Source organism: Phaeodactylibacter xiamenensis, from assembly GCF_000759025.1.
Lineage (GTDB): Bacteria > Bacteroidota > Bacteroidia > Chitinophagales > Saprospiraceae > Phaeodactylibacter > Phaeodactylibacter xiamenensis.
Window position 1 is genome coordinate 1 of the sequence record NZ_JPOS01000126.1, and the last position, 5,245, is coordinate 5,245.

Below are 5,245 nucleotides of genomic sequence, written 5' to 3' on the forward strand. Positions count from 1 at the left end.
TCCATAGAATGCCAATTCTGATGCGGTACCCCATAACGGGTTGTGCAGCCGCAGTGCGTAGCGCAGCGAAGCATTGTCGGCTGCACTGTGTTCTTCGCCGTTTGTTCAACTTAATTTCTATACTTCTTTTTGGGCTCTGCGGCCATACCTAATGGAAAATCCAACTGCTTAAGCTTTCTTTTTTTGACCCATTCTTTTACTAAAATTGGTAATCTTGAAGTAACCTCTTTTCCTATAATAATTTCTGTAATTATCCCCATATGCAACATATCTATCATCCTACACAAGTAAGATTTCCCTTGAATCCACCAAGTATAATATGCATCAACAAAAAGATAATGCCCCACTTTTTTGCCAAGATTAGATTCAACTTCTTTTAATTCCATTCCATCTAGAAGAGATTCATATACTCCATCGGCAACTCTACTACCAAATGAGGTTGTAAAATAGTATTCTTTAATTTCCCATAATGCAATTGGATCAACTATACTAGGGTAAGCTCCATCAACTGTTCTTGACAAGATTCTAGATGGATAATTGTTCTCAGTAAACATCGCCAGCTTTCTTGGGTCATGATCAAAATCAGTTCCCCTTAGACCTTGTTCAATAAGCATATTGATGATTGACGTAAAATATGCAATAACCTTCTTATTACCTTTTTGTTTGTTCATTGGAAAAGGAATAGTTGGCTTGATTGCTTCTTTTAAACGATTGAATTCTTGTTCGGCTACACTGAAATCCATCAGATTCCCTTCAACCTCATTATTTAACACATCGGCTCGATATTGAAGGTATGATTCCATTTTTAAACACATCTCTGTAGGCTTCCCATCCTTTTTCATCACAAAATCAGTATTAAACGATTCCGATTTAAAAAAGTCAATTATTTCCTGATAGGTAAAGGCTTTCACTTGAGGAATAGCCGTTTTCTTTTTGGCCAAAAACTCTTTAATCTTCTTTATTTCAGGAGGTACAGTTATGTTATCCTTTAGTTTTAATCCTCTTGGTAATGAGTCACTATACCCCTTTTGATTTGATAGGTATTTAATATTAGCCCAAAACTCTAATGGTAGATTAGTAAAATTAGGATTCGCCTTCATATAATCTTTTTTCAAATTCCTTGATGAACTCTGTTAGGGAGATACCTAAAGCTTCGACAATTTTTTTTAATTCGATTATGTCTATTCTTCGTTCTCCATTTTCCATTTTGCTGATAAATGATTGAGGAACATTAAGCTTACTTGCAAGATCAATTTGTCTCATGCCGACACCAACTCTTAAACTGTATAAAGTCTTAAGCAGTATCTTATGCTCTTTGCTATGTAAGCTCTTATCCATTGCTAACAAAAGTAAATCCTAATTCAGGATATACCATATTAGGATATTAGCACACTTTGCTTTATCTTGCATAAAAATTTAAGCCATGCAGCTATCATTAGATAACAAGTTCGCAACTTATATACCTCCTAAATCCCAATTATTAAAATGGGTAGGAAATAAACAGAGGTTTGCAGGTGAAATTGCGAAATTTTTTCCTGTTAAATTTAATACCTTCTATGAACCTTTTATTGGAAGTGGAGCTGTTATTGCCACTGTATCACCTCGAAATGGTGTTGGCTCAGATGCATTCAAACCTTTAATGGATATCTGGAAAAAATTACAGTCTAATCCAAATGAACTAATTGAATGGTATGCCGTACGAAGGAATAGATTAGAAAAAGAAGATAAGAAAACTGTTTATGAGGACATAAAAGCTTCTTTTAATGCTAATCATAATGGGGCAGACTTTCTTTATCTTACTAGGTCATGCTACGGTGGAATAATTCGATTCCGAAAATCAGATGGTTATATGAGTACTCCATGCGGGGTCCATACCCCTATATCCGTCAAAACATTTAGTAAAAGGGTTAAAGAATGGAATTTAAGGCTTAGAAATGTTGCCTTTCTTAATATAGACTACAAAGATGCTTTTGATATGGCTAAGGAAGGCGACCTTATTTATTGTGATCCTCCTTACAGTCATAGTCAAAGCATATTATATGGTGCTCAAGACTTTAAATTATCTGAACTTTTTGAAAAGATCAAAGAAGCCAAAAATAAAGGTGTTAAAGTTGCTCTAAGTATTGACGGTAAAAAGAAATCGGGGAACTATTTATGTGATTTACCAATTCCTGAAAATGTATTTGAGGAAGAAATATTCGTAAGTGTTGGAAGGTCAATGCTAAGAAGATTTCAAATGGAAGGTCAATCATTAGAATCCGAACTCGTTTCAGATCGACTTTTGCTTAATTATTCTGTTTAAAAAATGGCGAAGAACGGGTTGTGCAGCCGCAGTACGCAGCGCAGCGGAGTATTGTCGGCTGCACTATGTTGTGTGCATTTCTCCATTAAAAATACTCATCTTCCATTAGATAATCATCTTCATGTCCAAATTCCCAGAACAATTCACTTCTAAACTTTCGATCTCTTTTAGCCATATACAAAATCAGATCTTTAAATTTTTTGTTATCACAGTTTTCGATCTCATCCTTTAAAATCGAGAAATTATTATCGGTTTCAGGTTCTTGTAAATGACCTTTACCATCTTTTATCCTGTATAAAACAGCTACTTTATGTTTACAATATTCTCCCCAATCATAAGGACAGGTACAAGAATGATCCAATATCTCTTTATCTGTATCCAATTTTATGAAGATCGAGTAAGTATCAGTCCCAATTATTAATGCTGAAAATTCACCCTCTTCCATTTGTTCAAAAGATCGGATATGCTCTTGTTCGTAATAATCGAATCCTCTAGCAATGATTTTGGGTTCAATCAGCTTTTCAAAATTATTGATATTCATACTTCCTAATTGATCTGAATATTAAGTGTCCTGCCCAATCCAGCTTCTACGATTTTTTTCAAGGTCATTAATTCAATGTCTGACTTATTATTCTCTATTCTTGATATGTAATGTTTGCTAGTCCCGCTTTTCTTGGCTAGTTCTTCTTGGGTTAATCCAATTTCTTTACGTGCATGTTTTATCATCATTCCGACAACGATATTTCTCTCATCGTCCGAGACACTATTTTTGTATAAAACAATCGGGTCTAAATCATATGGGTAAAAAACATCATTCCCATTGATATCTTTCCCATAGGTTCCGATATTTTCCCAACCAATAGAGTTATTGATTATCTTGATCTGTCTAAACTTTTCCACATCATTCAATAGTTCAAATCCCGTCTTACCCTCCTTAAGTTTAAAAACTTCTCTGAATAATTTCTCGAAATCTATAATTCTAGACTCTCCATTATTAAATAACAAAGAGACTTTGTAACCACTAATATTATTGATCTTCAAAATTTTTGGAATACTTCTTAAGCCTTTCATAATCATTAAGAATTTGGATTAAACTGATTCCACTTACCCCATAAAAAGTCTTTATGGTCTCCTGCCCATTTTAGCACTTTCTTTCGTTGCTTATTTGGTAGTCTCCCAGCATAAGTTTCTAAAGTTTCAATCAAAAAGACTTCTTCATATTCAGAATAATTAGCATGAAAATGGGGTGGGATATGATCATCATAATAGATCATTATCTTAATGGAATCAATTATGTGGATTGTTGGCATTTGAATAGTTTCTATTGCCAAAGATAAGATTTGTTTACTAAATAGTCAACTTCTAATTGCACACAACGGCCCGGCTACACGCAGGCTGGGATTCTAAATCTACTCTTTTTGTTTGATTTCACCAATACTAGCGCAGGCAGCAAAAGGCGAAACTGGCGAAGCCTGGCTTTTGCTGACTGCAGCGGCCTTTTCATTGTAAACATTCAGCCGCTTTAGACAAAGTTAAAATAAAATACGATATTTAATCCCATGGAACCGTCTGCACTGAATAACCTACTATCCAAGCTGCCGCCTGACATTAGCCAGGTGGTCAGGGTTATTATTTCTATGCAGCAAGAAACCATATCCCAGCGCGACGAAACGATCCGGACATTAGAGCAGCGCATCAAAGAACTGGAAGCCCAGCTCAACCAAAACAGCCGGAACAGTTCTCGACCGCCGAGCAGTGATGGCCCTACGAAGTCACGCACAACAACCCAAAAAAGTAAGAAAGGCAGGAAACCCGGTGGACAGCCAGGGCATAAGGGCACTACTTTGAAGATGGTGCCCAGCGCCGAGGCGAAGATTGAGGATCATTACCCAAAGGCTTGCTCTGGTTGCGGCGCAGATTTATCGGGGCAGCCAAGCTTGGGGTTTGACCGCCGTCAGGTCTTCGATATCCCCCCAATTGAGATACAAGTCACAGAGCACCGTGCACACCGCGCCAGCTGTTCCTGCTGTGGGGTGCGCACGCAGGGGCTCTTCCCCGCCGAAGCTACGAATAATGCGGTGTACGGCCCCAACCTGCGGACATTTGCCAGCTACTGCATGTCATACCAATTGCTGCCTTACGGACGCACGGCAGAACTGCTGTCCGATTTTTTAGGGCAGCCAATAAGCGAAGGGACGCTAGACAATATGCTTTCAGAGGCTTGCTGCCAACTGGACAGCTTCAGCGAACAAATAATAAGGCGCTTTCAACAAGAGGAGGTAGCAGGCTTTGACGAAACAGGCGTGCGCGCGCAAGGGCAGGCTTATGCCCATGTGGCCAGCGGCAGCGCCCATACTTACTTCTTTCTTGGAAAGCGGGGCTATGCTACGATGGACGAAATGGGCATCTTGCCAGGTTTTAAAGGCATTGCAGTGCATGACCGCTACGCTAACTACTTCGGCTATGACTGCCAGCATAGCCTGTGCAATGCCCATTTACTGCGCAACTTACAAGCCGTCATTGACGAGCATAATGATTACTGGGCCCGGCAACTGCAGGAACTGCTCAAAAACATCAATAAAGCAGTAAAACGGGCAAAAGCGAAGGGCAAAGATGCGTTTTCTTCCAGCCACTGCGCACAGTACCGCCAACGATACATGACCTGGGTACAACAGGGGCTAAAACTGCACCCTGCTGTAAATGGGGATGGCACAAAAGGGCCGCCTAAGCAAACCAAAACCCACAACCTCCTTATGGCCTTAAAAGAATATGCCAGCGAGGTGCTCCGTTTTCTGTACGACTTCCGGGTCCCTTTTGACAACAACAGGGCGGAGCGGGACATAAGGATGCTAAAAGTGAAAATGAAAATATCCGGTTTCTTTCACAGCATAGAGACTGGCAACCGCTTCTTGCGTATCAGGGCTTTCTTATCGACAGCCACTA

General features: G+C 39.2%; 7 protein-coding genes. 2 read left to right on the forward strand and 5 right to left on the reverse strand.

All coding sequences use genetic code 11. The features are described from left to right. Positions 1-110: 110 nt before the first annotated feature. On the reverse strand, positions 111-1,100 hold the full coding sequence (locus IX84_RS31770) for a DUF7687 domain-containing protein (protein ID WP_052516530.1): 990 nt from the start codon (positions 1,098-1,100) through the stop codon (positions 111-113). Further along, the gene (locus IX84_RS30115; RefSeq protein ID WP_044230293.1) at positions 1,084-1,338 is read right to left on the reverse strand and encodes a helix-turn-helix domain-containing protein; all 255 of its coding nucleotides are present in this window, start codon (positions 1,336-1,338) and stop codon (positions 1,084-1,086) included. The genes IX84_RS31770 and IX84_RS30115 overlap by 17 nt, the downstream gene beginning before the upstream one ends. 85 nt (positions 1,339-1,423) lie before the next feature. On the opposite strand from IX84_RS30115, the gene IX84_RS30120 reads away from it, so the two are divergent. After that, a complete protein-coding gene (locus IX84_RS30120; protein ID WP_044230294.1) occupies positions 1,424-2,302 on the forward strand; it encodes a DNA adenine methylase in 879 nt (292 codons plus the stop codon). Positions 2,303-2,387: 85 nt separating this feature from the next. On the opposite strand, the gene IX84_RS30125 is transcribed toward IX84_RS30120, so the two are convergent. The 3 genes from IX84_RS30125 to IX84_RS30135 are packed head-to-tail and all read right to left on the reverse strand — an operon-like array spanning position 2,388 to position 3,633. Next, positions 2,388-2,843, reverse strand: coding sequence for an SWIM zinc finger family protein (locus tag IX84_RS30125; RefSeq protein ID WP_044230296.1), 456 nt, complete (start codon positions 2,841-2,843; stop codon positions 2,388-2,390). Between the two features lie 5 nt (positions 2,844-2,848). Next, positions 2,849-3,373: a helix-turn-helix domain-containing protein gene (locus tag IX84_RS34035; protein WP_202965316.1), complete on the reverse strand. Its 525-nt coding sequence runs from the start codon at positions 3,371-3,373 to the stop codon at positions 2,849-2,851. Positions 3,374-3,378: 5 nt separating this feature from the next. Continuing rightward, positions 3,379-3,633: a DUF4160 domain-containing protein gene (locus tag IX84_RS30135; protein WP_238578360.1), complete on the reverse strand. Its 255-nt coding sequence runs from the start codon at positions 3,631-3,633 to the stop codon at positions 3,379-3,381. Between the two features lie 228 nt (positions 3,634-3,861). Between IX84_RS30135 and tnpC the strand changes: the two genes are divergently transcribed. Then, positions 3,862-5,245, forward strand: a 1,384-nt coding sequence (gene tnpC, locus IX84_RS30140; protein WP_052516532.1) for an IS66 family transposase, incomplete at its 3' end; no start/stop codon positions are given.

What these genes read in the sequence shown, in the direction of transcription:
- IX84_RS34035 (WP_202965316.1), bottom strand. Translation starts at nt 3,373, where the DNA reads ATGAAAGGCTTAAGAAGTATTCCAAAAATTTTGAAGATCAATAATATT.
- IX84_RS30125 (WP_044230296.1), bottom strand. Translation starts at nt 2,843, where the DNA reads ATGAATATCAATAATTTTGAAAAGCTGATTGAACCCAAAATCATTGCT.
- IX84_RS30115 (WP_044230293.1), bottom strand. Translation starts at nt 1,338, where the DNA reads ATGGATAAGAGCTTACATAGCAAAGAGCATAAGATACTGCTTAAGACT.
- IX84_RS31770 (WP_052516530.1), bottom strand. Translation starts at nt 1,100, where the DNA reads ATGAAGGCGAATCCTAATTTTACTAATCTACCATTAGAGTTTTGGGCT.
- IX84_RS30120 (WP_044230294.1), top strand. Translation starts at nt 1,424, where the DNA reads ATGCAGCTATCATTAGATAACAAGTTCGCAACTTATATACCTCCTAAA.